The 22,661-nt window shown below is 59.2% G+C and carries 20 protein-coding genes and 2 tRNA genes; 16 read left to right on the top strand and 6 right to left on the bottom strand.

Annotated features, from left to right (window positions below; translation table 11 throughout):
• The gene (gene sfsA / locus JZY08_RS06500; protein ID WP_216331375.1) at nt 1-720 is read right to left on the bottom strand and encodes a DNA/RNA nuclease SfsA; all 720 of its coding nucleotides are present in this window, start codon (nt 718-720) and stop codon (nt 1-3) included.
• Nucleotides 721-1,063: 343 nt separating this feature from the next.
• On the opposite strand from sfsA, the gene JZY08_RS06495 reads away from it, so the two are divergent.
• The gene (locus JZY08_RS06495; protein WP_216330675.1) at nt 1,064-1,993 is read left to right on the top strand and encodes an IS110 family transposase; all 930 of its coding nucleotides are present in this window, start codon (nt 1,064-1,066) and stop codon (nt 1,991-1,993) included.
• 143 nt (nt 1,994-2,136) lie between these two features.
• Here the strand turns inward: JZY08_RS06495 and JZY08_RS06490 are convergent, their stop codons facing one another.
• Nucleotides 2,137-3,996: a class I poly(R)-hydroxyalkanoic acid synthase gene (locus tag JZY08_RS06490; RefSeq protein WP_216331374.1), complete on the bottom strand. Its 1,860-nt coding sequence runs from the start codon at nt 3,994-3,996 to the stop codon at nt 2,137-2,139.
• Nucleotides 3,997-4,135: 139 nt separating this feature from the next.
• On the opposite strand from JZY08_RS06490, the gene JZY08_RS06485 reads away from it, so the two are divergent.
• The gene (locus JZY08_RS06485) at nt 4,136-4,561 is read left to right on the top strand and encodes a hypothetical protein (protein ID WP_253204058.1); all 426 of its coding nucleotides are present in this window, start codon (nt 4,136-4,138) and stop codon (nt 4,559-4,561) included.
• A gap of 81 nt (nt 4,562-4,642) precedes the next feature.
• Entirely contained in the window at nt 4,643-4,909 is a 267-nt protein-coding gene (locus JZY08_RS06480) for a hypothetical protein (RefSeq protein ID WP_216331373.1), read from the top strand.
• A 299-nt stretch (nt 4,910-5,208) separates the two neighbouring features.
• Here the strand turns inward: JZY08_RS06480 and fnrN are convergent, their stop codons facing one another.
• The gene (gene fnrN, locus JZY08_RS06475) at nt 5,209-5,934 is read right to left on the bottom strand and encodes a transcriptional regulator FnrN (protein ID WP_137037638.1); all 726 of its coding nucleotides are present in this window, start codon (nt 5,932-5,934) and stop codon (nt 5,209-5,211) included.
• Nucleotides 5,935-6,147: 213 nt separating this feature from the next.
• Here fnrN and hemN point away from each other — a divergent pair, with 213 nt between their 5' ends.
• The 8 genes from hemN to JZY08_RS06435 all read left to right on the top strand — a co-directional run bounded on the left by hemN (nt 6,148) and on the right by JZY08_RS06435 (nt 14,258).
• Entirely contained in the window at nt 6,148-7,497 is a 1,350-nt protein-coding gene (hemN, locus tag JZY08_RS06470) for an oxygen-independent coproporphyrinogen III oxidase (RefSeq protein ID WP_216331372.1), read from the top strand.
• Between the two features lie 114 nt (nt 7,498-7,611).
• The gene (locus JZY08_RS06465) at nt 7,612-7,896 is read left to right on the top strand and encodes an acyl carrier protein (RefSeq protein ID WP_003495848.1); all 285 of its coding nucleotides are present in this window, start codon (nt 7,612-7,614) and stop codon (nt 7,894-7,896) included.
• An 89-nt stretch (nt 7,897-7,985) separates the two neighbouring features.
• A complete protein-coding gene (locus tag JZY08_RS06460) occupies nt 7,986-8,465 on the top strand; it encodes a 3-hydroxyacyl-ACP dehydratase FabZ family protein (RefSeq protein ID WP_082184297.1) in 480 nt (159 codons plus the stop codon).
• A 207-nt stretch (nt 8,466-8,672) separates the two neighbouring features.
• On the top strand, nt 8,673-9,869 hold the full coding sequence (locus JZY08_RS06455; RefSeq protein ID WP_216331371.1) for a beta-ketoacyl-ACP synthase: 1,197 nt from the start codon (nt 8,673-8,675) through the stop codon (nt 9,867-9,869).
• Between the two features lie 12 nt (nt 9,870-9,881).
• Nucleotides 9,882-11,165, top strand: a complete 1,284-nt coding sequence (locus JZY08_RS06450) for a beta-ketoacyl-ACP synthase (RefSeq protein WP_082184295.1) — start codon at nt 9,882-9,884, stop codon at nt 11,163-11,165.
• 149 nt (nt 11,166-11,314) lie between these two features.
• On the top strand, nt 11,315-12,343 hold the full coding sequence (locus tag JZY08_RS06445) for a zinc-binding dehydrogenase (RefSeq protein WP_082184294.1): 1,029 nt from the start codon (nt 11,315-11,317) through the stop codon (nt 12,341-12,343).
• Nucleotides 12,340-13,278 carry a lipid A biosynthesis lauroyl acyltransferase gene (locus JZY08_RS06440; protein ID WP_003495859.1) on the top strand — a complete coding sequence of 313 codons (939 nt, stop codon included), beginning with the start codon at nt 12,340-12,342 and terminating at the stop codon, nt 13,276-13,278. Before JZY08_RS06445 ends, JZY08_RS06440 begins: the two co-directional genes overlap by 4 nt.
• 281 nt (nt 13,279-13,559) lie before the next feature.
• Nucleotides 13,560-14,258, top strand: coding sequence for a hypothetical protein (locus JZY08_RS06435; RefSeq protein WP_137037636.1), 699 nt, complete (start codon nt 13,560-13,562; stop codon nt 14,256-14,258).
• Between the two features lie 57 nt (nt 14,259-14,315).
• Here JZY08_RS06435 and JZY08_RS06430 read toward each other — a convergent pair whose 3' ends face one another.
• Nucleotides 14,316-15,119, bottom strand: coding sequence for a TSUP family transporter (locus tag JZY08_RS06430; protein WP_035242795.1), 804 nt, complete (start codon nt 15,117-15,119; stop codon nt 14,316-14,318).
• Nucleotides 15,120-15,302: 183 nt separating this feature from the next.
• On the opposite strand from JZY08_RS06430, the gene JZY08_RS06425 reads away from it, so the two are divergent.
• The 5 genes from JZY08_RS06425 to recJ all read left to right on the top strand — a co-directional run bounded on the left by JZY08_RS06425 (nt 15,303) and on the right by recJ (nt 21,568).
• Nucleotides 15,303-16,262, top strand: a complete 960-nt coding sequence (locus JZY08_RS06425) for a nucleoside hydrolase (protein ID WP_216331370.1) — start codon at nt 15,303-15,305, stop codon at nt 16,260-16,262.
• A 302-nt stretch (nt 16,263-16,564) separates the two neighbouring features.
• The gene (locus tag JZY08_RS06420) at nt 16,565-17,785 is read left to right on the top strand and encodes an LL-diaminopimelate aminotransferase (RefSeq protein ID WP_003495867.1); all 1,221 of its coding nucleotides are present in this window, start codon (nt 16,565-16,567) and stop codon (nt 17,783-17,785) included.
• 61 nt (nt 17,786-17,846) lie between these two features.
• Complete coding sequence (locus JZY08_RS06415) at nt 17,847-19,157, top strand: homoserine dehydrogenase (RefSeq protein WP_003495869.1); 1,311 nt, start codon at nt 17,847-17,849, stop codon at nt 19,155-19,157.
• 275 nt (nt 19,158-19,432) lie between these two features.
• The gene (locus JZY08_RS06410; protein WP_003495870.1) at nt 19,433-19,657 is read left to right on the top strand and encodes a hypothetical protein; all 225 of its coding nucleotides are present in this window, start codon (nt 19,433-19,435) and stop codon (nt 19,655-19,657) included.
• A gap of 102 nt (nt 19,658-19,759) precedes the next feature.
• The gene (gene recJ, locus JZY08_RS06405; protein ID WP_253204066.1) at nt 19,760-21,568 is read left to right on the top strand and encodes a single-stranded-DNA-specific exonuclease RecJ; all 1,809 of its coding nucleotides are present in this window, start codon (nt 19,760-19,762) and stop codon (nt 21,566-21,568) included.
• 128 nt (nt 21,569-21,696) lie between these two features.
• Here recJ and JZY08_RS06400 read toward each other — a convergent pair.
• Nucleotides 21,697-21,771 (bottom strand) — tRNA-Glu (locus JZY08_RS06400).
• Nucleotides 21,772-22,241: 470 nt separating this feature from the next.
• Nucleotides 22,242-22,316: transfer RNA gene (locus tag JZY08_RS06395), tRNA-Glu, on the bottom strand.
• Between the last annotated feature and the right edge of the window lie 345 nt (nt 22,317-22,661).

Below are 22,661 nucleotides of genomic sequence, written 5' to 3'. Positions count from 1 at the left end.
TCATAAAGCAGCGGGACGCCATTCGTCCATCGCAACCGTCCCGCTGACCGAAATTTGTGCCGGAGAGACCTCGCATTTCACCGCATAGGCCTCGACACCACGCGCCATGGCCCGGTTGAATGCCATGGCATAGACCGGGTCCAGATCGTCGCAGATGCGCATGCGGTCGCAATCATTCCGCTGGATGAGGTAGAGCATCACCGCGCGGTGACCGGCTTCAACCGCGTCTCCCAGTTCCTCAAGGTGCTTGGCGCCGCGTTTGGTGGTGGTATCAGGGAATTCGGCCAGACCTTTTTCCCTCATGAAATGCACGTTCTTGACTTCCACATAGGCGTCCGGCCGGCCGATTTGCGAAAGCAGGAAATCGATACGGGAGTTGCGACCGTATTTCTGTTCGCGCCGGATCGTCGAATATCCCATCAGCTGCGGGATGCGTCCGTTGATGATGGCTTCTTCCGCCAGCCGGTTCGGCATGCCGGTATTGATGCCGACCACGGTGTCGTCGGCCTCAACCATTTCCAGCATGTGCCGGTACTTGCGGGTGGGACTGTCATGTTCGGACAGCCAGATGCGTGAACCCGGTGCGGTGAGCCCGCGCATCGAGCCGGTATTGGGGCACGAACCGGTAATCTCCGTACCGTCTTCCAGAACGGCATCGAAGAGGAAACGTTTATAGCGGGCGATCAGCGTGGCGGGAACGAGCGGGGGCGTGAAGAGCATGGGGCCTGAAAGGTGAGAGGTGGGTGGGCTTGCGCGTTTTGGAGCACAGAATTTTTATAAAAACACTTTTGATTCATTGGCATAATACAAAGGTTCGCGCTTGGGTGCGTCGATAAAGAATTCTTCTTTTTCGCGATTCGCTTCCGTTCCCCATCCCTGTGCTTGTCACAGGGATCCTGTGTATTGCGTCTGTGCTAGAATGGTAGCGGACGGAAGGCCGTCGGGATCCTGGTCGTTTGAGACCGCTTGCTGGCTCTGGTCCTCCGTCCGCCTTTGATATCCCAACCTGAACAGTTGATTGAGGCCGTGAGCGCGGACCTCGAAGCACAGGATGAGGCTTGCCATGATACACCCTGTTTTCATTGGATGCGACGTCGCCAAGGCGCATCTTGATCTTTTCGACGGCCGGACATCCCGGCATATCCGCATCGACAACACCGCTGCCGCCATTCATGCATGGCTGCAAGGCCTGGAGGGGCAGGAGGCGACGGTCATTCTGGAGGCGACCGGGCGTTATGACAGGCAGCTGTGCGCGGCTCTCGATCGGCAACAGCGTCCGTATTGCCGGGTCAACCCCGCCCGGGCGCGCGACTTCGCAAGAGCCACCGGCCGCCTGGCCAAGACCGACGCCATCGATGCCCGCCTGCTGGCACACATGGGCGAAACGCTTGGCCCCGCAACCAGCACACCACCCGATCCGGCCCGGCAGGCGCTTGCCAGCTTCCATACAAGGCGCGATCAGCTCGTTGCCATGCGCCAGCAGGAGCGGCTTCGCCTTTCCAGCGCAGAGCCCATGGAGCACGATAGTCTGGAGCGCCATCTCATCTGGCTGGACGGCGAGATCGAGGCGATCGAAAAAGCCTGTCACGCCCATGTCCGGGAAAACGCGGAACTGAACGAACAAAGCACCAGGCTCCGTTCCATTCCGGGCGTCGGGCCAGTCACCGCATTCACGCTGATGGCGCATATGCCGGAACTGGGCGGCAGCTCTTCCAAAGCCATGGCCGCATTGGCGGGACTTGCTCCCTTCAATGCCGACAGCGGCATCAAACGCGGCCAGCGCCATATTCGCGGCGGACGAAAGCGCGTGCGCGATGCCCTCTACATGGCGGCGTTGGTGGCTTACAGGCTGAAGACCGCCTTCGCCCGCACGGCGCAAACCATGCAGACCAAGGGCAAACCGTTCAAGGTCATGATCATTGCCATCGCCCGCAAAATCCTCGTCGCCGCAAACGCAATCCTCAGGGATAAAACCGTCTTTGCTAAAACCTGACAATACAGTTGCCAGCCAGCCCAAGTCCTTGGGCTGAAAGAACTCCTCTCCTCCGCGCCGACGCGCGTCGACTGGATTCCTGTGACAAGCACAGGAATGAGGGAGGGGGGCTGTCGCGTATGGGTCACTTTTGCGCCGATATTCTAAGAAAGGACATAGGTTCCCGGCGCATCGCCGATCACCGGCTGCTTGCCGTCTTCCGGCTTCCGCGCCTTCACTTTCTCACCATTCTGGCTTTCGATCCAGTTCTGCCAGTGCACCCACCAGGAGCCCTTATGGGCGGTGGCGGCGGCCTGCCAGGCATCGAAGTCTCCGGATGGTGATGTGCCTGTCCAATACTGGTATTTTTCAAGTTCCGGCGGGTTGATGACGCCGGCGATGTGGCCGGACGCGCCGAGTACGAATTCCACCGGACCACCGAACAGGGCTGCACCCGTGAAGACCGATTTCGCCGGCGCGATATGATCGTCGCGGGTTGCGAGATCATAGACCGGGATTGTGATGTCGCCGAGATTGATCCGCTTGTCCGCCACGCGCATCAGCCCGCGGGCGAGATTGTTGTCGAGATAACAATTGCGCAGATAGAAGGAATGGCAGGCGGCGGTCACGCGCGTCGAATCGGAATTCCAGTAGAGGAGATCGAAGGGCAGGGGTTCCGTGCCGCGCAGGTAATTATCGACCACATAGGGCCATATGAGATCAGACGCACGCAGCATGTTGAACACGGTCGCCATGACCGATCCGTCGAGATAACCGACTGCCTGCATGTGCCTGTCGAGCGCCGCAAGCTGGCCTTCGTCGATGAAGACCTTGAGGTCGCCCGCATGCACGAAATCCGTCTGGGCGGCGAGAAGCGTGGCACTCCGAATACGCTCATTGCCTTCCTGCGCATGTAGCGCCAGTGCCGAGGACAAAAGCGTGCCGCCCACGCAATAGCCGATGGCGTTGATCTCCTTTTCGCCGGTTCTTTCCTCGATGGTGTCGAGGGCGAAATCGATGCCTTCGCGGATATAGTCCTCCCAGCCTTTTTCGGCCAGTTGCGCATCGGGGTTGATCCACGAGACCATGAAGACGCTGTGGCCTTGGTCCAGGCACCAGCCGACGAAGGATTTCTGCGGGTTGAGATCGAGGATGTAGAATTTGTTGATCCATGGCGGCACGATGAGCAGCGGCCGTTTGAAGGCCTTTTTCGTCGTCGGCGCGTAGTGGATGATTTCGCAGAGCGGGCTTCTGGCAACAACCTTGCCGGGGGTAACGGCGATATTCTGGCCGATGACAAATTTGCTGTAATCCGTCTGGCGCAGTTTCAGGTGACCATGGCCGGCCGCGACATCTTCCGCCAGCTGCGCCATGCCCTTGACGAGGTTGGCGCCGCTGGAGGCGACCGTCTCGCGGAAGACCTGCGGATTGGTGAAGACGAAATTGGCCGGCGAGAGCGCCTCCGTCACCTGGCGCATATAAAACAGCGCTTTGGTGCGGGTGTGTTCGTCCAGCCCCTCGGCTTCCGTCACCATCCGGTCGGCGAAACCGGCGGTGGTCTGATAAGCTTTCAGGAGAAAATCGAAAAACGGATTGGCCTGCCAGTCCGCATCGGCAAAGCGTCTGTTCCTGCGCTCCGCAGAGCCGGTTTCAGCACTTTTTGCCGAGGCAGAATCGGTATCCTCGGAAAATTGCGCCACCGACTTCGCCCAGAGATCGTAGTAACTCGACAGAAGATGGGTTTGCGCTTCAAGGGAGCGCTTGGGCTCCGCCATCCAATATTCGGCGACATCGGACAGCGTCTTGACGAGATCGGTCACCGGATCGGCGCTCGTCTGGGGAATTTCGCCACGCTCTCGGGGAGCAAGCCATTCGGACGCAGCCTTGCCGAGATTCTCCAGCGCGCGGGCGATGTTGACCGCGAAGGTTTCGGGATCGCGGATCAGGTAGGCTTCGGCGGCCCTGGCATCGAAACCGGGCGTTTTGCCGCCCTTTTTCTTAGGCCCGCCGTCAACACCTGCCATGCGTCATCCTCCACCAAATTTGTGTTTGCACATTCTGCATGAAAACGAATACAAGTTCCACCAGCAAGGGGAGGCCGCAAAGGGCCGAACCGCAGTCGAATTCGATATCGGCAGATATCCTTACAGGCGGAACATGACGATGGGCAAGCAGATGGGCACATGGGGAACATATGCGGAAAACGCCGCAAGAATCGCCGTTCTTTCGCTGTCCGGCGCAATGTTCGTCACAACGCTTGCCGCCTGCAAGGCGCCGGAGCCGATCGTCGCCCCCGCGCATATGCGCCGCCCGACCGCCGAAATCGTCGGTCCGCGCCCGGTCAGCGACAATGCGGTGAGCCAGAAGCGCGACACCGGCACCTATCCGACCTTCTCAGCGCCGATGACGGCCGCCGGCACCCAGATGGGCGACGACGAGGCCTCCACCATGGAATCAAACCTCTCCCGCCTCGGTGCGGCACGGCGTAACGGCCAGATTTCGGAAGCCGAATACAAGCGCCGGGTCGCGGAACTGCGGGCGCTTGGCGAAAACCAGAAGCCGGTTGCGACTCCTGCTGCTTCGCAGTAAATTTCAAATAAATTCACGCTGTGGTCATAGGCGTGCAATAGATTTTGAACAATAATTCTGCGAAAATCGGTTATGATTTGAATGCGCAATCCAAAAATGCTTTTGGTCTTTGCAGTTTTATTGGGCATTCTGCCTGCGATGCTGCGCTCACTTGATGTCAGTCCGTCGCTATTTCTCGGTATTTCGATCTTTGTTTTGAATATCGGTCTTTGCCTGCTCGGCGCCACCACGCGATATCGTTTTTGGTGGCTGGGTTATGGCGTCGCTTGTGTTTTAGCTTTTATGCTGTCTGGTACGTCCAGTCCTCTTTCGCTTGTCGCAATTTTGTTCACGACGTGGAAAGCCTGACTGTTTCAGCGACTTTTTCTTCGTGAGGCTTAGCGATATCATAACCCCTTCTTTACCCTGCATTTGAACCATCCGCTTACCCAAGTTGTTAAGCGGATGGATGAAGTTTGCCGACTATTATGCAGACATAACAAACAGGCCGCTGAAAAGGCGGCATACAGGGTGAAATATCATGAGATGCATCGCTGCTTTGCTGGTTCTCGCCGGTTTTGCGCTCGCACCCGCTCAGGCACGGGCGCCTTACATCACCATCGGAACACCAGCCCTTCAGGGCCGATGAAAACTTTGCGGGATGCCGGTCAGTCGTTGCCGGCGGCGTCGCTCAGTGCATCGAGATCTGGCACCGTTATATGGCGGTTGTTCTCGATGCGGATGATGTCTTCCTTGCGCAGCTTGGTCATTTGCCGGCTCACCGTTTCGATGGTGAGGCCGAGAAAATCGGCGATATCGGCGCGGGAAAGCGGCAGGTCGAATGACGATTTATCGTCGTTTTCCGGGTCGATATGGGTGGCGATCATATAAAGGAAGCTGGCAACCTTTTCCTGCGCGGATTTGCGCCCGAGCGTCAGCATCCAGTCGCGCGCTTCATCCAGTTCCTTCAGAGACTGGCTGTGAAGCTTGCGCTCCATGTCCGGAACTTCTGAAATCATCCGATCGACGATGCGGCGCGGGAAGAGACAGATTTCCACATCGGTTGCGGCTTCCGCCGTCATCTTGCTTTCCGCCATGAACGGGCGACCGAGAAAATCCGGTGCGAACTGCAGGCCGACGATCTGCTGGCGGCCATCCGACATCATTTTCGAGAGCTTGACCACGCCATTGAGGATATTGCCGTAGGAGGTGACGAGTTCGCCCTGGCCCAGCAGCTCATTGCCCGCTTCCAGCTTTTTGCGGCTGGAGTGGCGGTTGAGGTCGCAGAGTTGCTGTGGCGTCAGCGTGCTGCAAAGACCGCCGTGACGTGCCTCGCAGGAGCGGCACACGACGGGATCTTCCGAATTGTGGATGGTCTTCTGCAGCGTATCCATAAGCCTTTTCCAATGCTGGCTTTTTCGGAACGATTGCGACCGCGGGTTTAAAATCCGGTCTCTTCGAAGGCTTGCGCCGCGTAGCCGTCGCCCCAGCGTCTACTTTAGCAAGAACTTAAGGCGCAATTTGATTGAAGTCAAAGTTGCAAACTGTCGCAGCCGTTACTGAAAGAGAGGAAATCGACATTTTCTTGATAAAAGGCAAATCGGGTGATGAATACCGAACTTCTTCGCAAATATTCAGGTGCCGTTCCGCGTTACACGAGCTATCCGACTGCGCCGCATTTTCACGAAGCGGTCGATAACGTCACCTACCGGCAATGGTTGGGCGAGCTCGGCCACAGGAATCGGATATCCCTTTACCTGCACATTCCCTATTGCGACCGGCTGTGCTGGTTCTGTGCATGTCACACCAAGCACACGCTGAAATACGAACCGATTGCCGTTTATCTTGAGGCACTTAAGCGGGAGATAGCAGCTGTTGGAGCACTGGTTTCCCCCGATGCTGTGGTAAGCGCGGTGCATTTCGGCGGCGGTTCGCCCACCATGTTGAGACCTGAGGACATGGTGAGCCTGATGGATTGTCTGAGACGTCATTTCACCTTTGGACTGGCACCGGAAATCAGCGTGGAGATGGATCCGAACGACCTGGACGACGGCAGATACGATGCGCTTGCCGCCATCGGCATGACGCGTGCAAGCCTCGGCGTTCAGGACTTCGATGACAAAGTGCAAAAAACCATCAACCGGATACAGAGCTTCGAGCAGACGCAATCGGTGGTAGATGCCGTGCGGGCGAGGGGTGTTCATTCCGTCAATTGCGACATTCTCTATGGGCTTCCATTCCAGACCTGCGAGACATTGCAAAAGACGGTGGAGCAAATCGTCTCGCTCGATCCGGACCGGGTCGCGCTTTTCGGTTATGCCCATGTTCCCTGGATGAAAAAGCACCAGTCGCTTATCCCCGAACAGGCGCTTCCCGATATTGCCGAGCGTTACCGCCAGATGACGATGGCGGCGGCGATGCTTGGCGAGGCGGGTTACAGGGCAATCGGGATCGACCATTTCGCCAAGCAGGCCGATACGCTCTGCCAGGCGGCGGAGGCGGGAGAGCTGCGGCGGAATTTTCAGGGCTACACCACCGATACGGCCGATGCGCTGATCGGGCTTGGCGCGTCCTCGATCGGCCGGCTGCCGCAGGGCTATGTGCAGAACATGGTGGCGACCGGGGAATATCAGCGTGTCGCGGGCGAGGGCGGTCTTGCCGTCGTCAAAGGGATAGAGCTCTCAGAGGATGATCATCTGCGTTCGCATGTCATCGAACGGCTGATGTGCGATTTCTCGATTGATCTTGCGGATTTGCGGCATCGCTTCGGCAAGGTCAGCCAGTCGGTGAGAACGCAGGCGCAGCATTTTGCCGCAATCGACAGGGATGGCGTCGTGCAGCTGGACGCCGATATTTTTGCGGTGACGGAGGCGGGAAAGCCCTTCGTCCGTAATATCGCGGCAATCTTCGACACCTATCTCGGCAATGGACGCGGTCGCCATTCGGTTGCTGTTTAGGCAACAGTTTCAAGGCAAATTTCAAAGTTACGTCACGAAACCATTGGCTTTTTTGTGCGACTTGCCTATGTGGTGCGTCAGACAGGATAATTCATACGAACGACAATAAGGATTATGGGCGTGACAGCTACATTCGACAAGGTTGCCGACATTATCGCCGAAACCAGCGAAATCGACCGCGAAACCATTACGCCGGAGAGCCACACGATCGACGATCTGGGCATCGACAGCCTCGACTTTCTGGATATCGTTTTCGCCATCGACAAGGAATTCGGCATCAAGATTCCGCTCGAGCAGTGGACTCAGGAAGTCAACGAAGGCAAGGTTTCCACCGAAGAATATTTCGTGCTGAAGAACCTCTGCGCCAAGATCGACGAATTGCGCGCAGCCAAGGGCTGAGGCGACGATGCCCGCGTCACGCGGGCATTTCTCTTTCTGGACCCTGCCTTTAGAGGCGGGTCGCAACCGACCAGAAACGGGCCGGACGGATGCTGCTTGAATATTTTCAGATGATCGACAAGGTCGAGGCCGTGGACATGGCGACGCGCACGTTGAAGGCGCAGTCCGTCGTTCCCGACAAGAGCCCGGTTTTCGAGGGACATTTCCCCGGCATGCCGCTGGTTCCGGGTGTGCTTCTGATCGAGACCATGGCGCAGGCTTCCGGCATGATGGTTCTGGCATTCAGCGATTTTGCGTCCATGCCGTTCCTGATGTCGGTCGATGGCGCCAAGATGCGGACCTTCGTGGAGCCGGGTGCCGTTCTCGATATCGAGGCGGTGCTTGAGCATGACGGTTCCGGTTTCGCCGTCACCAAGGCGAAGATCACTTCCGGCGGCAAGAAGGTCTGCGATGCGCAGCTGAAACTCAGGACCATGCCCTTCAGCGACATTCCGCTCGGTCCCATCGTGAAGAAGCGGGCCGAGGAAGTCGGCCTGATGGCGGCAATCGCCGCGGACGCGCAGAAATAAGCGTTTCCGGCCCTTCGATGCAGGACGTTTTCCCACCGGCCTGGTTTCGAAGCATGAAAATCGTGGGCTCGCGACAGCGGATCGGGCCTTCACCATTGCCAATCCGCACCGCGCGCTTTATTCCGCAACGCATGAAGTGGTTGTTCGCAACCGCTGTTGGATAGCCGCGACCGTTTCGATGGGGCCGGCTGCAAAGGATGACAGACGATGAAATCTGACAATGATGTGGTGATAACAGGGGTCGGCATCGTGACCTGTCACGGCGTCGGAAGCCAGGCGCATGTCGCGCTTCTTTCGGGAACGGCGGCGCCTGAGACAGTGGTCGAGACCGAAAAGTTCAAACCCTATCCGGTTCACCCCATGCCGGAAATCGACTGGTCCGCGCAGATCGCCAAGCGCGGCGACCAGCGCCAGATGGAAAACTGGCAGCGTCTCGGCGTGTTCGCCGCTGGTCTGGCGCTCGACGATGCCGGGCTGAAGGAAAATGCCGAAGCCTGCGCCACCATGGACATGATCGTTGCTGCCGGCGGCGGCGAGCGCGACATCAATGTCGATACGCTGATCGTCGACGAGGCGCTGAAGCGCAATGACCGCGAAAAGCTGCTGAACGAGAAGCTGACGACCGAACTGCGTCCGACGCTGTTTCTCGCCCAGCTTTCCAACCTGATGGCCGGCAATATTTCCATCGTGCACAAGGTTACCGGCTCTTCGCGCACTTTCATGGGCGAGGAAGCGGCCGGCATTTCCGCCGTTGAAACCGCGTTTCACCGCATCCGCTCCGGCGAATCCAGCCACGCGCTGGTGGGTGGCGCCTTCTCGGCCGAGCGTCCCGACATGATCCTGCTGTTCGAAGCCATCGGCGCGCATGCGCAGGGGGGCTGGCAGCCGCTGTGGTCGCGTGGTGACCAGGACGGTGGCGGTATGATTTCCGGCTCGCTCGGCGCCTTCCTCGTGCTGGAATCGCGCAAGCACGCCCAGGAACGTGGCGCCCGGATCTATGCCCGCATCGACGCCATCGAGGGCGATCGCGGCAGCCGTGACGAAGGCAAGATGGAGAAGCGTATGGAGCGTCTCCTCGCTCCGGCAAAGGATAGTGCGGCGACCGTCGTGTTTTCCGGCGCAAGCGGTTATGACGAGGTTACCCGTCGCGAGAAGGATATTCTCGAAAAGGCTCTGCCGCAGGCCGTCATTCGCGGTTTTGGCGGTGTCACCGGCCATGGGCTTGAGGCGCAGTTTCCGCTTGGGCTCGCATTGGCTGCCCTGACGCTTGAAAGCGGCGCGAAGGTTCCGGCTTTCGATGCCGGCGCGGAAAAGCCGATGGGCGAGGCGGCCAGCGAAGCGGTCGTCACCACCGTCGGCCATGTGCGCGGCGAAGGTGTCGCCGTTCTGTCCCGTGACGTTTGAGGAGAAAAGACCATGACTTCCAATTTCAAGGATCATCTCGGTCGCCCGATCGTCGCCGTCACCGGCATGGGCATCATCACCTCGCTGGGGCAGGGGCTTGCCGATAACTGGGCGGCGCTGACATCAGGCAAATCGGGTATCCACAAGATCACCCGTTTCCCCACGGAGGGGCTTTCCACCCGTATCAGCGGCACGGTCGATTTCATCGACGTTCCCGCACCGAATTCCGTCGAACGCTCCTATGCCTTTGCGCGCGAGACGACCATCGAGGCGCTTGCGCAGGCCGGTATCTCCGGCGATTTCGACGGACCGCTGTTTCTGGCCGCGCCGCCGATCGAGCCGGAATGGAGTGCCCGTTTCGAGCTTGCAGACCGGTCTCCGCCGGCCGCCCAGCCGGGTGACGCCTATGAACGTTTCCTGACGGCCTTCCGTCAGCGTCCCGATCCGGCGTTTCAGGAAGCTGCACTTTTCGGCGCGATTTCCGAACGTCTTTCCGACCGTTTCGGCACCCGCGGCCTGCCGGTAACACTCTCGACCGCCTGTGCATCCGGCGCGACTGCGATCCAGCTCGGCGTCGAGGCTATTCGGCAGGGCCGCACCGAGCGGGCACTGACGGTTGCGACCGACGGTTCGGTTAGCGCCGAGGCGCTGATCCGCTTTTCGTTGCTGTCGGCGCTGTCGACCCAGAACGACCCGCCGGAAAAGGCTTCCAAGCCGTTCAGTAAGGATCGCGATGGTTTCGTCATCGCTGAAGGTGCAGCCACGCTGGTGCTGGAATCGCTGGAAGCCGCCGTCGCACGCGGCGCCAAGGTTCTCGGCATCATCAAGGGTGCCGGTGAAAAGGCCGACAGTTTCCACCGCACACGTTCCTCACCCGATGGCGGCCCGGCGATTGCGACGATCCGCGCGGCGCTGGCGGATGCAGGCGTGGCTGAAAGCGATATTGGCTACATCAACGCCCACGGCACCTCGACGCCGGAAAACGACAAGATGGAATATGGCTCGATGCTTGCCGTCTTCGGTGAGGGCCTGAAGAATATTCCGCTGTCGTCCAACAAGTCGATGATCGGGCACACATTGACGGCTGCAGGCGCGGTTGAGGCGGTATTCTCGCTGCAGACCATGCTGACCGGCACCCTGCCGCCGACGATCAACTACAACAATCCCGATCCCACCATTTCGCTCGACGTGGTGCCGAATGTGAAGCGGGACGCGACTGTGAATGCCGTGCTTTCCAACTCCTTCGGCTTTGGCGGGCAGAATGCAAGCCTTGTCATGACACGGGAACCGGCATAATCGGTTCCGCCAGACAGAAGCGTTTCCGGCCCGAACGGACGTCCGGAAACGCTCTCGCTTCTTTGATTACGCATTCCGACCGCAAAACCGTTACAGAGTTTTGCTGGAATTACTCTTGAGATAAACGCCCTCGGGCGAAGGACTGAAACATGCGCGCTCTTCAACTCGTCGACGACCGGAAGCTCGAAAAAGTGGACCTGCCCGAACCGGACGCACCGGGACCGGGCGAGGTGACGCTGCGCGTCAAGGCCGTGGCGCTCAACCACATCGACGTGTGGGGCTGGCGCGGCATGGCTTTTGCCAAGCGCAAGATGCCGCTGACCATCGGTGCCGAGGCCTCCGGCGTGGTGGAGGCCATCGGTCCCGGCGTGTCGAACGTGCTGCCGGGCCAGCTCGTCGCGGTCTACGGCGCGCGCACCTGCGGGCTCTGTAAGCCCTGTCGCGAAGGCCGTGACAATCTGTGCGAACATGTTCAGGGCGTGCACGGTTTCCATCTCGACGGTTTTGCGCAGGAAAAGATCAACATTCCCGCCCGCCAGCTCGTTCCGGCTCCGCATGGCGTGGATGCCATTGGCGCGGCGCTTGCCCCGGTGACTTTCGGCACGGTTGAGCACATGCTGTTCGACAATGCCAAGCTTGAGCCCGGCGAAACCATCCTCGTGCATGCGGGCGGCTCGGGCATCGGTACGGCGGCGATCCAGCTTGCCAAGAAGATGGGCTGCACCGTGATCACGACAGTCGGTTCCGACGACAAGATCGAACGGGCGAAGGCGCTCGGCGCCGATCACGTCATCAACTACCGGACAGACCGTTTCGAAGGCGTCGTGCGCAAGCTGACGAAAAAGAAGGGTGTCGACGTGGTGTTCGAACATGTCGGCAAGGACACTTTCGTCGCCTCGATGTTCTCGCTGAAACGCGGCGGCCGCCTCGTCACCTGCGGTTCCACCTCCGGCGTCTCCACCGATATCAATCTGATGATGCTGTTCCAGCAGCAGCTGAAGCTGCTCGGCTCCTTCGGCTGCCGCATGGAAAACATGGCCAATGCCATGCAGAAGATGGCGCGTGGCATCGTTCATCCTGTTATCGACACCGAAGTCACCTTCGATGATATCGACCGGGCGCTGGAACGCATGGAAACGCGCCAGGTGTTCGGCAAGATCGTTCTGCGGATGGATTGACCATCGTGAAATTATTCCTCACGCGGATCGTCCTGAAACTGGACCATTTCCGGCAATGGCTGATTGCGACATTTGCCTTCGGCCTTCTCAACCTGCTGAAGCTTTTTCCGGCGGATGCGGGCATTCGCGCTGCCGACCGGCTGGCGCGCTTCGTGGGGCCTAAAACCGGCCGCCACCGGTTGATGCTATATAATCTCGCTCGCGCCTTTCCGGAAAAATCCGAGGAGGAGCGCCTCGCGATCGCCATGGACAGCTGGGCCAATATGGGTCGGCTTGCGGCGGAATATGTCTTTCTCGACCGGCTGTTCGATTTCGATCCGGAAAAGAACGAGCCCGGCCGTATTCAGGTCGAGGGCATTCCGACTTTTCTTGAACTGCGCGACAATCCGCGGCCCTTCATCGTCTTTACCGCCCATAGCGGCAATTTCGAACTGTTGCCGGTGGCCAGTTCCGCCTTCGGTCTCGATGTGACCGTGCTATTCCGGCCGCCGAACAATCCTTTTGTGGCCGACAAGGTGTTCAAGTTCCGCAAGGAACGCATGGGCAATCTCGTGCCGTCGCATGCCGGCTCGTCCTTCGCGCTTGCGCGTCAGCTGGAAAGGGGCGGCGGTGTCGGCGTGCTCGTCGACCAGAAGTTCAGCAAGGGGCTGACGACGAAGTTCTTCGGCCTTGAGGTTCGCACCAATCCGCTGCTTGCCAAGCTGGTGCGGCAGTTCAACTGCGATGTCTATCCCGCCCGCTGCATCCGTCTGCCGGATAATCGGTACCGGCTGGAAATCGAGCCGAAGGTCGAGATCCCGCGCGATGAAAAGGGCAATGTCGACATCCAGGCGACAGCGCAGCTTCTGAACGACAAGGTGGAAAGCTGGGTCCGCGAATATCCCGGCCAATGGCTCTGGTATCACGACCGCTGGGACGTCAAACACCAGATCTGAGGCGTTTGCCGCGTCCCTGTTTGCGCTTGATTTTCACAAAGTTCGGCCGCGAATTTGTATATTTCGATATTTTTCCATATTAGTGGAACCTCATTTTTCGCTCATGGATTATCGAAATTGAAAAAATAGCGGCGGCTGTGATATTTTGGACAACAATCCCTGCGGCGTTTGCGCGCTCCGTTACCTCATTTTTAAAGGCGCGGACGCTACAATAAGGGGATAAAGGGTCCATCCGTTCGGATCGGGAACGGTGTGTGTTTGCCCGTTCAGGGAGAGTTGGGTTGAAAGATTTGATTGAGCTGTTCTGGCTGCGTTACACGGAACTGCAATCTGCCGTTGGTAAAAACGAGGCCGACAAGATCGCGGTGCTGGAGCGTGAACTGGAGCAGCTTCTCGAGCGGGTTGTCGGGCGTCAGACTGGAAGTTCCGAGGACATTCGCGAGCAGTTTCGATTCGCCATTGATCTCCTCAACCATGAGGCGGAAGATCTCGGCTGCGTGCAGCGCAACTCCGAGCTTCTGAGAACTCTGGTTGACCGGTATGTCGGCATGCCGCTCAAGTCAAAGGTCATCGGCGACGAGGACGAGGACACTCTGGAGTGGCACCACAGGCATCTGGTCCTCGATGAGGACATGCTCAACGATCTCGACGAGCCCGTTGTCATCGTTTCCCCCGGCTACCGGGTATCCTTCGCCAACGCTCTCGACGCCTTCCAGCGCAACGCGCCGGAGGGTCTTGTCGGCTGCCATATTGCCGAGCTTGTCGGCGTCCACCGTTTCCAGAACGACCTGCGTGAGAAACTCGACAATTGCTTCAAGGGCGACACGTCGAAATATACCTATGCGGAAGACCACGACGGCAACACGATCGTGAAGTCGCTGGAAATGTCGCCCTGCTATTCCTCCACCTACAAGCTCGTCGGTGCGATGGTGGTGATCAGGGAAATCGCCGACCGCAGACGTGGCCGCGCCAGCGCTTGAGCCAGCGCTTGAGAATAAATGCGTTTCCGGTTTGGACGGAAACGCTCCCGCTTCCTGTCATTTCGGAAAAATCGTATCCCAGATCGTGGCGATCGACCATGCGGATGAGGCATCCACAAGAAGCTTCGTCGCCATGGCCAGGCAGGAGAGAACCAGCAACGGGCGAATGATCTTTGCGCCGTTCTTCATCGCAAAGCGTGATCCGATCTGCGCGCCGACGAACTGGCCGACACCCATGGCAAGGCCGAGCTTCCACAGAACCGCGCCGCCAATTGCAAAAACAACGAAACCGCCGAAGTTCGAACCGAGGTTCAGAAGCTTGGTATGGGCGGTTGCCTTCAGCATGCCAAACCCGGCAAGCGCCACGAAGGCCAACATGTAGAACGAACCCGCGCCGGGGCCGAAAACGCCGTCATAAAAGCCCACCAGCGGTGCGACCGTCAGGCCGAAAACGAAGGGCGTGATACGGCGGTGGCTATCGATATCGCTGAGCTGCGGCTTGAAGGCGAAATAAAGGGCGATGGCGATCAGCAGAAACGGCATGATGGTGCGCAGGAGATCCGACGGCACGAAGGCGGCGGTGACAGCGCCGAGCCCTCCGCCGAACATGGCCATGATGGCCATCGGCAATTGCTCCCTGAGATTGACATGGCCGCGCCTTGCATAGGCAAGCGTGGCGGAGGCCGAGCCGAACTGCGATTGCAGCTTGTTGGTGCCGAGCGTGTCGAGCGGCGGAATTCCCATGATCAGCATGGCCGGAATGGTGATGAGACCGCCGCCGCCGGCGATGGAATCAATAAATCCGGCAAAGATGGCGACGCAGAAAAGGACGAGGAAAACGTTGAGGGCGATGTCTTGCACTTGGCATGTCCGGGCAGGCGGAAGGGAGAGGACCTCTTCTTTCACCGAAAAGACCGCCACGCAATATTTTTCTCTCTGATCTGCTGCAGTCGGGGGGATTGCGGTGCTGCCGCTTATGGGTATGTTTCCGTGGCGCATCGCCAGGAGCGGCGGTGAGGCTCAGGACATACGGATGAGGGCATTATGCATAAAGTGATATTCGATACGGACCCCGGTGTGGATGACGCGATGGCGCTTCTGTTTCTGCATCGCCACCCCGATATCGATCTGATCGGCGTTACCACGGTCTTCGGCAATGCGCCCATCGATATCACCACCCGCAATGCGCTTTTCCTGAAACGGGAATGGCAGATGACGGCACCGGTCGCCAGGGGCGCGGGCGTGACCTTCGATCCTGCCCGCAAGGAAGGACATTGGCCGACATTCATCCACGGCGAAAATGGTCTTGGCGATATCGACATCCCCGAGACCGTCGATCTGCCGCTCGATCTGCGTCCGGCGCACCGCTTCATCATCGAGACGGTCAAGGCCAATCCCGGCGAGGTAACCCTGATTGCCGTCGGCCGCATGACCAATCTGGCGCTGGCGCTGCGCGAAGAGCCGGATTTTGCGGCCTTGGTGAAGCAGGTGATCGTCATGGGCGGTGCCTTCGACATTAACGGCAATGTTTCGCCGGCGGCCGAGGCCAATATTCACGGCGATCCGGAAGCGGCCGATCTGGTCTTCACCGCACCCTGGCGCGTGGTCGTCGTCGGCCTCGACGTGACAACGAAAACGGTGATGACCAGCGCCTTCATGGCGGAAATGGCGGAGGCTGGCGGCAAGCCGGTGCAGCTGCTTTCCGATCTGTCGCAATTCTATATTGATTTCTACAAGACCCGGACCGGCGATGGCATGGTGGTGCATGACAGCTGCGCCTGCGTCTATCTCGTGGCGCCTGATTTGTTCGAGACCCGCAGCGGGCCTATCCGCGTCGTCTGCGGCGGGCTTGCCGACGGCCAGACCATTCAGAAACCGGATGGCCGCGCCTTTCCGCCGGGCGACTGGGACGGGCATCCAAGCCAGCTGGTCTGCACGGATATCAAGCCTGAACGGGTGCTTTCGGTCATCCGCACGGCAATTGTGAAGGGCGAGCGCGGCTGAACGACAGGAATGGCCGTTCTTGAGCATGGCTTGCCTTGCATTTTCCAAGAATCTGGCGTTATGCAAGTTCCTTGATCCTGTTGCGTGATCCGCCTTGCTTTCGGGGCCGAAAAGGCCGTGCCGAAGGCACGGGCGGATGATCGCGATGCCGCGCAGACCGAGAAAAGCCCTGTAGGTTTTCCCGTGCTTTGCGCTACAATGAATAACGCCTGCCGGATCGGTTCGTGTCGGCGGCGTTTAAAAACAAAAAACGAACCTTCGTTATGGACCGGAAGAACCGGTCCATTCCCATGAGGAAAGAGATGGAAGAGTTTCATAAGGTCCGGCGTCTGCCGCAATACGTCTTCGAACAGGTCAACCGTTTGAAAGCGAGCGCGCGAGCGGCCGGGGCCGATATCATCGATCTCGGCATGGGCAATCCCGACCTTCCGACCCCCAAGGCGATCGTCGACAAGCTTTGCGAGGTCGTTCAGGATCCGCGCACCCATCGTTATTCCTCGTCCAAGGGCATTCCCGGCCTTCGCCGCGCGCAGGCAGCCTATTATGCCCGCCGTTTCGGCGTGAAGTTGAACCCGGATACGCAGGTTGTCGCCACGCTCGGTTCCAAGGAAGGTTTCGCCAATATGGCGCAGGCCATCACGGCGCCGGGTGACGTGATCCTGTGTCCGAACCCGACCTATCCGATCCACGCCTTCGGCTTCCTGATGGCGGGCGGCGTTATCCGTTCGATGAATGTCGAGCCGGATGAAAGCTTCTTCGGGCCTCTGGAGCGGGCTGTGCGCCACTCCATTCCGAAGCCGCTTGCGCTGATCGTCAACTACCCGTCTAACCCGACGGCGCATGTTGCCTCGCTCGATTTCTACAAGGACGTGATCGCGTTTGCGAAGAAGCACGAGATCATCGTGCTGTCCGACCTTGCCTATTCGGAAATCTATTTCGACGACAACAACCCGCCGCCTTCCGTGCTGCAGGTCCCGGGCGCGATCGACGTTGCGGTCGAATTCACCTCCATGTCGAAAACCTTCTCCATGCCCGGCTGGCGCATGGGCTTTGCCGTTGGCAACGAGCGGCTGATCGCGGCGCTGACCCGCGTGAAGTCCTATCTCGACTACGGCGCCTTCACGCCGATCCAGGTTGCGGCGACGCATGCGCTGAACGGTGACGGCTCCGACATTGCGGAAGTGCGCAGCGTTTATCGCCGCCGCCGCGACGTCATGGTCGATACTTTCGGCAAGGCCGGTTTCGAGGTTCCGCCGCCGGCGGCGACGATGTTCGCCTGGGCGAAAATCCCGGAAAAGTTCCGTCATCTCGGCAGCCTGGAATTTTCCAAGATACTCGTCGAGAAGGCAGATATCGCCGTTGCTCCCGGCATCGGCTTTGGCGAGATGGGCGATGATTACGTCCGCCTCGCGCTCGTGGAGAACGAGCATCGAATTCGTCAGGCAGCGCGCAATCTGAAGCGTTTCCTGTCGAGCGCAGACGAAACGATGCACAATGTCGTTTCGCTCAACGCCCACAGATAAGGGCAACCGAAGGCGGCCGGGTCCCGGCCGCCACCATCATCAGCAAATCAGGAACATACCCATGGCAGATTCATTGAGAATCGGCATAGCGGGGCTCGGCACTGTCGGCGCTTCGCTCGTGCGCATCCTCCAGCAGAGAAGCAACGAACTTGCAAACACCTGCGGACGCGCGATTGAGATTATTGCCGTCAGCGCGCGTGACCGTTCGCGCGACCGCGGCATCGATCTCAAGGGTATTACCTGGTTCGACACGCCCGAGCAGATGGCGAGCGAAGCCGATATCGACGTATTCGTCGAACTCGTCGGTGGCGCTTCCGGGCAGGCGGAAAATGCCGTCCGCTCCGCACTTGCGCGCGGTCTCCATGTGGTGACTGCCAACAAGGCTCTGCTTGCCAAGCACGGCGTGGAACTCGCGACGATTGCCGAAGAGAAGGGCGCGCTCCTCAATTTCGAAGCGGCTGTGGCCGGCGGTATTCCCGTCATCAAGGCGCTGCGCGAGTCTCTCACCGGCAACCATGTGTCGCGCATCTACGGCATCATGAACGGCACCTGCAACTACATCCTGACCAAGATGGAGAAGGAAGGACTTTCGTTCGAGGCCTGTCTGAAGGAAGCGCAGCGGCTGGGTTATGCGGAAGCCGATCCGGCCTTCGATATCGAGGGCAACGACACCGCCCACAAGCTTGCCATTCTGACCACGCTTGCCTTCGGCAGCAAGATTTCGGCCGATGACATCTATCTGGAAGGCATCACCAACATCTCCAGCGAGGACATCCAGGCGGCAGCCGACCTCGGCTATCGCATCAAGCTTCTCGGCGTGGCGCAGGTGACCGAATCCGGCATCGAGCAGCGGGTGCATCCGACCATGGTTCCCCTCGATTCCGTCATTGCCCAGGTTGATGGCGTGACCAATGCGGTCGCAATCGAATCCGATATTCTCGGCGAGCTGCTGATGGTCGGTCCGGGTGCGGGCGGCAACGCCACGGCCTCGGCCGTGCTCGGCGACATCGCCGATATCGCCAAGAGCCGTCCCGGTGCCCAGCAGGTCCCGGTGCTCGGCCGCCCGGCGAAGTCGTTGACGGAATATCGTCGCGCCAAGATGAAGAGCCATGAGGGCGGGTATTTCATTCGCCTGACGGTGAAGGATCAGGCCGGCGTCTTCGCCTCCATCGCCAGCCGCATGGCGGACAACAACATCTCGCTGGAATCCATCGTGCAGCGCCAGCGCGTGCATGTGGAAGGCGCGCCGCAGACGATCATCCTCGTTACCCATGCAACGATGGAAGATGCGATCCGCAAGGCCGTGAAGGCGATCAAGAACGAGAAATATCTCGTCAGCGAACCGCAGGTCATCCGCATCGAGCGGACCTGATAAATCAGAAAAGATGGCGTCGTGTCTGATGCCGGACACGACAGCCTCTCGTCAAACGCGACGTCATCCTCGGGCTCGACCCGAGGATCCAGTTTCTTGTGGCGGTGGGTCCTCGGGTCAAGCCCGAGGATGACCGAACAGAAGTTTCAGCGAAACCTGTTTGGCTTTTATTTGAACCGGTAACGCCTATAAAATTTGTGCGAGCCTCTCCAAACTCACTGGAATGCAACGCGATTCGCCTCTATGGTTAATCATGTTCACCAAGCGAGGGAGGCGTGGCCGTGACATCGATTATCCTTTTCAAGGACAACAAGCGCGAAGGCGTTCTGGCCGCCCATCATCGGGCACGGCCTCACAATGCCAATGACAATATTCGAAGCATGGAATTCGATATTGCCGACTATGAGCGCAACTGGTGTTCCCTTGCGGTGTTCTCGCTGCTGCTGCTGGTCGGCGCGGTATCGATCGTCAGCCCGTTCTTCTCGATTTTTTCGGTGTGAAACCCTACGCAGGCGTTTTTGCTTGAAAAACCCGCCATCGCCATTTAGCCCGGTGTAAGAAAAGGCGCGGATGCGCACGCACACGACAGGACGATGGACAGGATGGCAATGATGGAGCCGGCCGATACCGTGGCCCGCGCATTTCTGAGCGTGGAGCGGTCGGCGACAGAACAGCGCTGGGTTTCACGGCTGGATCAGGCCGGACAGAACCGCGCGCTGGCCATGTCGCAGGTCCATGCCATTCCCGAACTGATTGCACGGGTGCTGGCCGGGCGCGGGGTGGGCGTCGATGACGCCCTTGCTTTCCTCGATCCCACAATCCGTTCCCTGATGCCCGATCCGCATATGCTGACCGATTGCGAGAAGGCGGCCGAAAGGCTCGTGCGCGCCATCGAGACCGGCGAAGAAGTGGCGATCTTTGGCGATTACGATGTCGACGGCGCTGCCTCTTCCGCCTTGATGTACCGTTTTCTTGCGCATTTCGGGCTCACACCGGAAATCTACATTCCTGACCGGATTTTCGAAGGCTACGGGCCGAACCCGGCGGCGATGCAGCAGCTTGCCGCCAATGGCGCCACCCTGATCGTGACGGTCGATTGCGGCTCCACCAGCCATGAATCGCTGCAGGCCGCGAAGGATGCGGGCACCGATGTGGTGGTGATCGATCACCACCAGGTTGGCTCGGAACTGCCGCCGGCAGTCGCGCTGGTCAATCCCAACCGGGAGGACGATCTTTCGGGGCAGGGGCATCTCTGCGCTGCCGGCGTGGTGTTTCTGGTGCTGGTTGCTACCCTCAGGCTGCTGAAAGACAGGCGCAACCGGCAGGCCTTCACGCTCGATCTACTGTCGCTCCTCGATATAGTCGCGCTCGCCACCGTTTGCGATGTGGTGCCGCTGAAGGGGCTGAACCGCGCCTATGTGGTGAAGGGGCTGATTGCTGCGCGCCACATGAACAACCCCGGCCTCGCTGCGCTGTTCAAGAAGGCCGGGCTTGGCGGACCTGTCACACCCTATCATTTCGGCTTTCTGATCGGGCCGCGCATCAATGCCGGCGGCCGTATCGGCGACGCTGCACTTGGCAGCCGCCTCCTGACTATCGACGATTCTTCGCAGGCCGAGGTGATCGCGGAACGGCTGGACGATCTGAACCGCGAGCGGCAGTCCATGGAAGCCGCGATGCTGGCGGAAGCAGAAGCGGAAGCCCTGTTCGAATATGGCGACGGGTCAGGCGCCGGTGTCATCGTCACGGCCCGGGAAAACTGGCATCCGGGTATCGTCGGCCTGCTCGCTTCGCGGCTGAAGGACCGTTTCCGCCGTCCGGCTTTTGCAATTGCTTTTGATCCCTCCGGCAAGGGCACCGGCTCGGGCCGTTCGATCAACGGTTTCGATATGGGGCGTATGGTGCGCGCCGCCGTTGAGGCCGGCTTGCTGGTCAAGGGTGGCGGTCACGCCATGGCGGCCGGCCTGACGGTGGAGCGCGCCAATCTCGGCAAGCTCCGGGCTTTCTTCGAGGAGGCCGCCCTCAAGACGGTGAGCGAACTGGTGGAAAGCAGCGTGCTGAAGATCGACGGCGCGATCGGCGCGTCCGGCGCGACATTGCAACTGGTCGATCAGCTGGAGCAGGCAGGTCCTTATGGCTCCGGTCATTCCCAGCCGATCTTTGCCGTGCCGGCCCACAGGCTGCGCGATGTGCGCCTCGTCGGCACCGCCCACGTCAAGATCACGCTTGAGGCCATGGACGGCTCGCGGCTGGACGGCATCGCATTTCGCGCCGCAGAGGCCCCTTTGGGGCAGATGCTGCTGAATGCGCGCGGCAGGTCCATCCATGTGGCAGGCACGGTGGGCGCCGATCTCTGGCAGGGCCAGAGGCGTGTGCAATTGCGGGTTCTGGACGCGGCTTTCGCGCCCTGAAGGGGCTGCGGATCGAGCTTCAATTTCAGGGAAACAGCGGACGGACGAACGGCAACGATGCGCGTCTTCATTCTCACGTATCGCGTGAGGAACTTTATGTAGAATGATGATTTTATGGGAGAAGCAAGTGGCACGCCCTAGGGGAGTCGAACCCCTCTTTTCAGAATGAAAATCTGACGTCCTAACCGATAGACGAAGGGCGCGTGCGCTTGTGGTGTGGCGCCCTTATAGTCAGGCTCCCGAAGGTCCGCAAGCGGAAAAATCGATTTTTTTCGCTTCATGACGAGTTTTTTTTAGCGGAGCGGAAGGGCTGTGGAAAACCGTGATGGGAGAGGCCAAAGCTTTGAAATAACGGCTCTATCGCTGAGTGATTTGGAGCGATTTTTGGCTTGGTCAAATGAAGTGCACGATTACTGAAGCCTTAGCTGGCTTCAATTGATCGCTGGTTTGGCAGCACGGAAATCGGGGAGGAGGGAAAGGCAAGCCGTATAATTTGCCCACCGGCATTTCGCCCGGCTCGCCTTCCATCGGGGGGACCGCATTTTAACGTACCTGCGGGGAATCGGTTCCAGCGTCGTCATCGTCGCGATGGAAAATTTGCGGATACCCGACCGAAGAACGATCCTGGTAAATTACGCTATTGCATATCTTGAAGGGAGAACACGAAAGCAAGTGGCACGCCCTAGGGGAGTCGAACCCCTCTTTTCAGAATGAAAATCTGACGTCCTAACCGATAGACGAAGGGCGCGTGCGCTTGTGGTGTGGCGCCCTTATAGTCAGGCTCCCGAAGGTCTGCAAGCGGAAAAATGCATGATTTGACAAAAAAATGACATGGGCCGCTACAAGCCCTACAAAACAAGGATTCTTGTTTCGTAACAGATGGTTAAATGGTTGGCGGAGTTGATGGTTTCACCGTTTTGATGGAGGGGAAGTAATGTGGAACGACGACTCGGTGTGGCTGTTGCTTCGCTGGGAAGGTGAGAAACCGGGGCAAATTAAACCAGCTGCGCAGAACCCCTCGGCCCGTCATCCTCGCCCCTGAGGCGAGGATCCATGGGCGGGGAAGAGGTGGATCCTCGCCTCAGGGGCGAGG

The sequence above is a fragment of the Rhizobium sp. X9 genome, from assembly GCF_018873185.1.
In the GTDB taxonomy this organism is placed as follows: domain Bacteria; phylum Pseudomonadota; class Alphaproteobacteria; order Rhizobiales; family Rhizobiaceae; genus Agrobacterium; species Agrobacterium oryzihabitans.
The sequence above is the reverse complement of the archived record's forward strand: the minus strand, read 5'-3'. Positions and strand labels throughout refer to the sequence as shown.

Excerpts from the sequence above, each read along its gene's own strand:
- sfsA (WP_216331375.1), bottom strand. The coding sequence starts at position 720 with ATGCTCTTCACGCCCCCGCTCGTTCCCGCCACGCTGATCGCCCGCTAT.
- JZY08_RS06495 (WP_216330675.1), top strand. The coding sequence starts at position 1,064 with ATGATACACCCTGTTTTCATTGGATGCGACGTCGCCAAGGCGCATCTT.
- JZY08_RS06490 (WP_216331374.1), bottom strand. The coding sequence starts at position 3,996 with ATGGCAGGTGTTGACGGCGGGCCTAAGAAAAAGGGCGGCAAAACGCCC.
- JZY08_RS06485 (WP_253204058.1), top strand. The coding sequence starts at position 4,136 with ATGGGCAAGCAGATGGGCACATGGGGAACATATGCGGAAAACGCCGCA.
- JZY08_RS06480 (WP_216331373.1), top strand. The coding sequence starts at position 4,643 with ATGCGCAATCCAAAAATGCTTTTGGTCTTTGCAGTTTTATTGGGCATT.
- fnrN (WP_137037638.1), bottom strand. The coding sequence starts at position 5,934 with ATGGATACGCTGCAGAAGACCATCCACAATTCGGAAGATCCCGTCGTG.
- hemN (WP_216331372.1), top strand. The coding sequence starts at position 6,148 with ATGAATACCGAACTTCTTCGCAAATATTCAGGTGCCGTTCCGCGTTAC.
- JZY08_RS06465 (WP_003495848.1), top strand. The coding sequence starts at position 7,612 with ATGGGCGTGACAGCTACATTCGACAAGGTTGCCGACATTATCGCCGAA.
- JZY08_RS06460 (WP_082184297.1), top strand. The coding sequence starts at position 7,986 with ATGCTGCTTGAATATTTTCAGATGATCGACAAGGTCGAGGCCGTGGAC.
- JZY08_RS06455 (WP_216331371.1), top strand. The coding sequence starts at position 8,673 with ATGAAATCTGACAATGATGTGGTGATAACAGGGGTCGGCATCGTGACC.
- JZY08_RS06450 (WP_082184295.1), top strand. The coding sequence starts at position 9,882 with ATGACTTCCAATTTCAAGGATCATCTCGGTCGCCCGATCGTCGCCGTC.
- JZY08_RS06445 (WP_082184294.1), top strand. The coding sequence starts at position 11,315 with ATGCGCGCTCTTCAACTCGTCGACGACCGGAAGCTCGAAAAAGTGGAC.
- JZY08_RS06425 (WP_216331370.1), top strand. The coding sequence starts at position 15,303 with ATGCATAAAGTGATATTCGATACGGACCCCGGTGTGGATGACGCGATG.
- JZY08_RS06420 (WP_003495867.1), top strand. The coding sequence starts at position 16,565 with ATGGAAGAGTTTCATAAGGTCCGGCGTCTGCCGCAATACGTCTTCGAA.
- JZY08_RS06415 (WP_003495869.1), top strand. The coding sequence starts at position 17,847 with ATGGCAGATTCATTGAGAATCGGCATAGCGGGGCTCGGCACTGTCGGC.
- recJ (WP_253204066.1), top strand. The coding sequence starts at position 19,760 with ATGGCAATGATGGAGCCGGCCGATACCGTGGCCCGCGCATTTCTGAGC.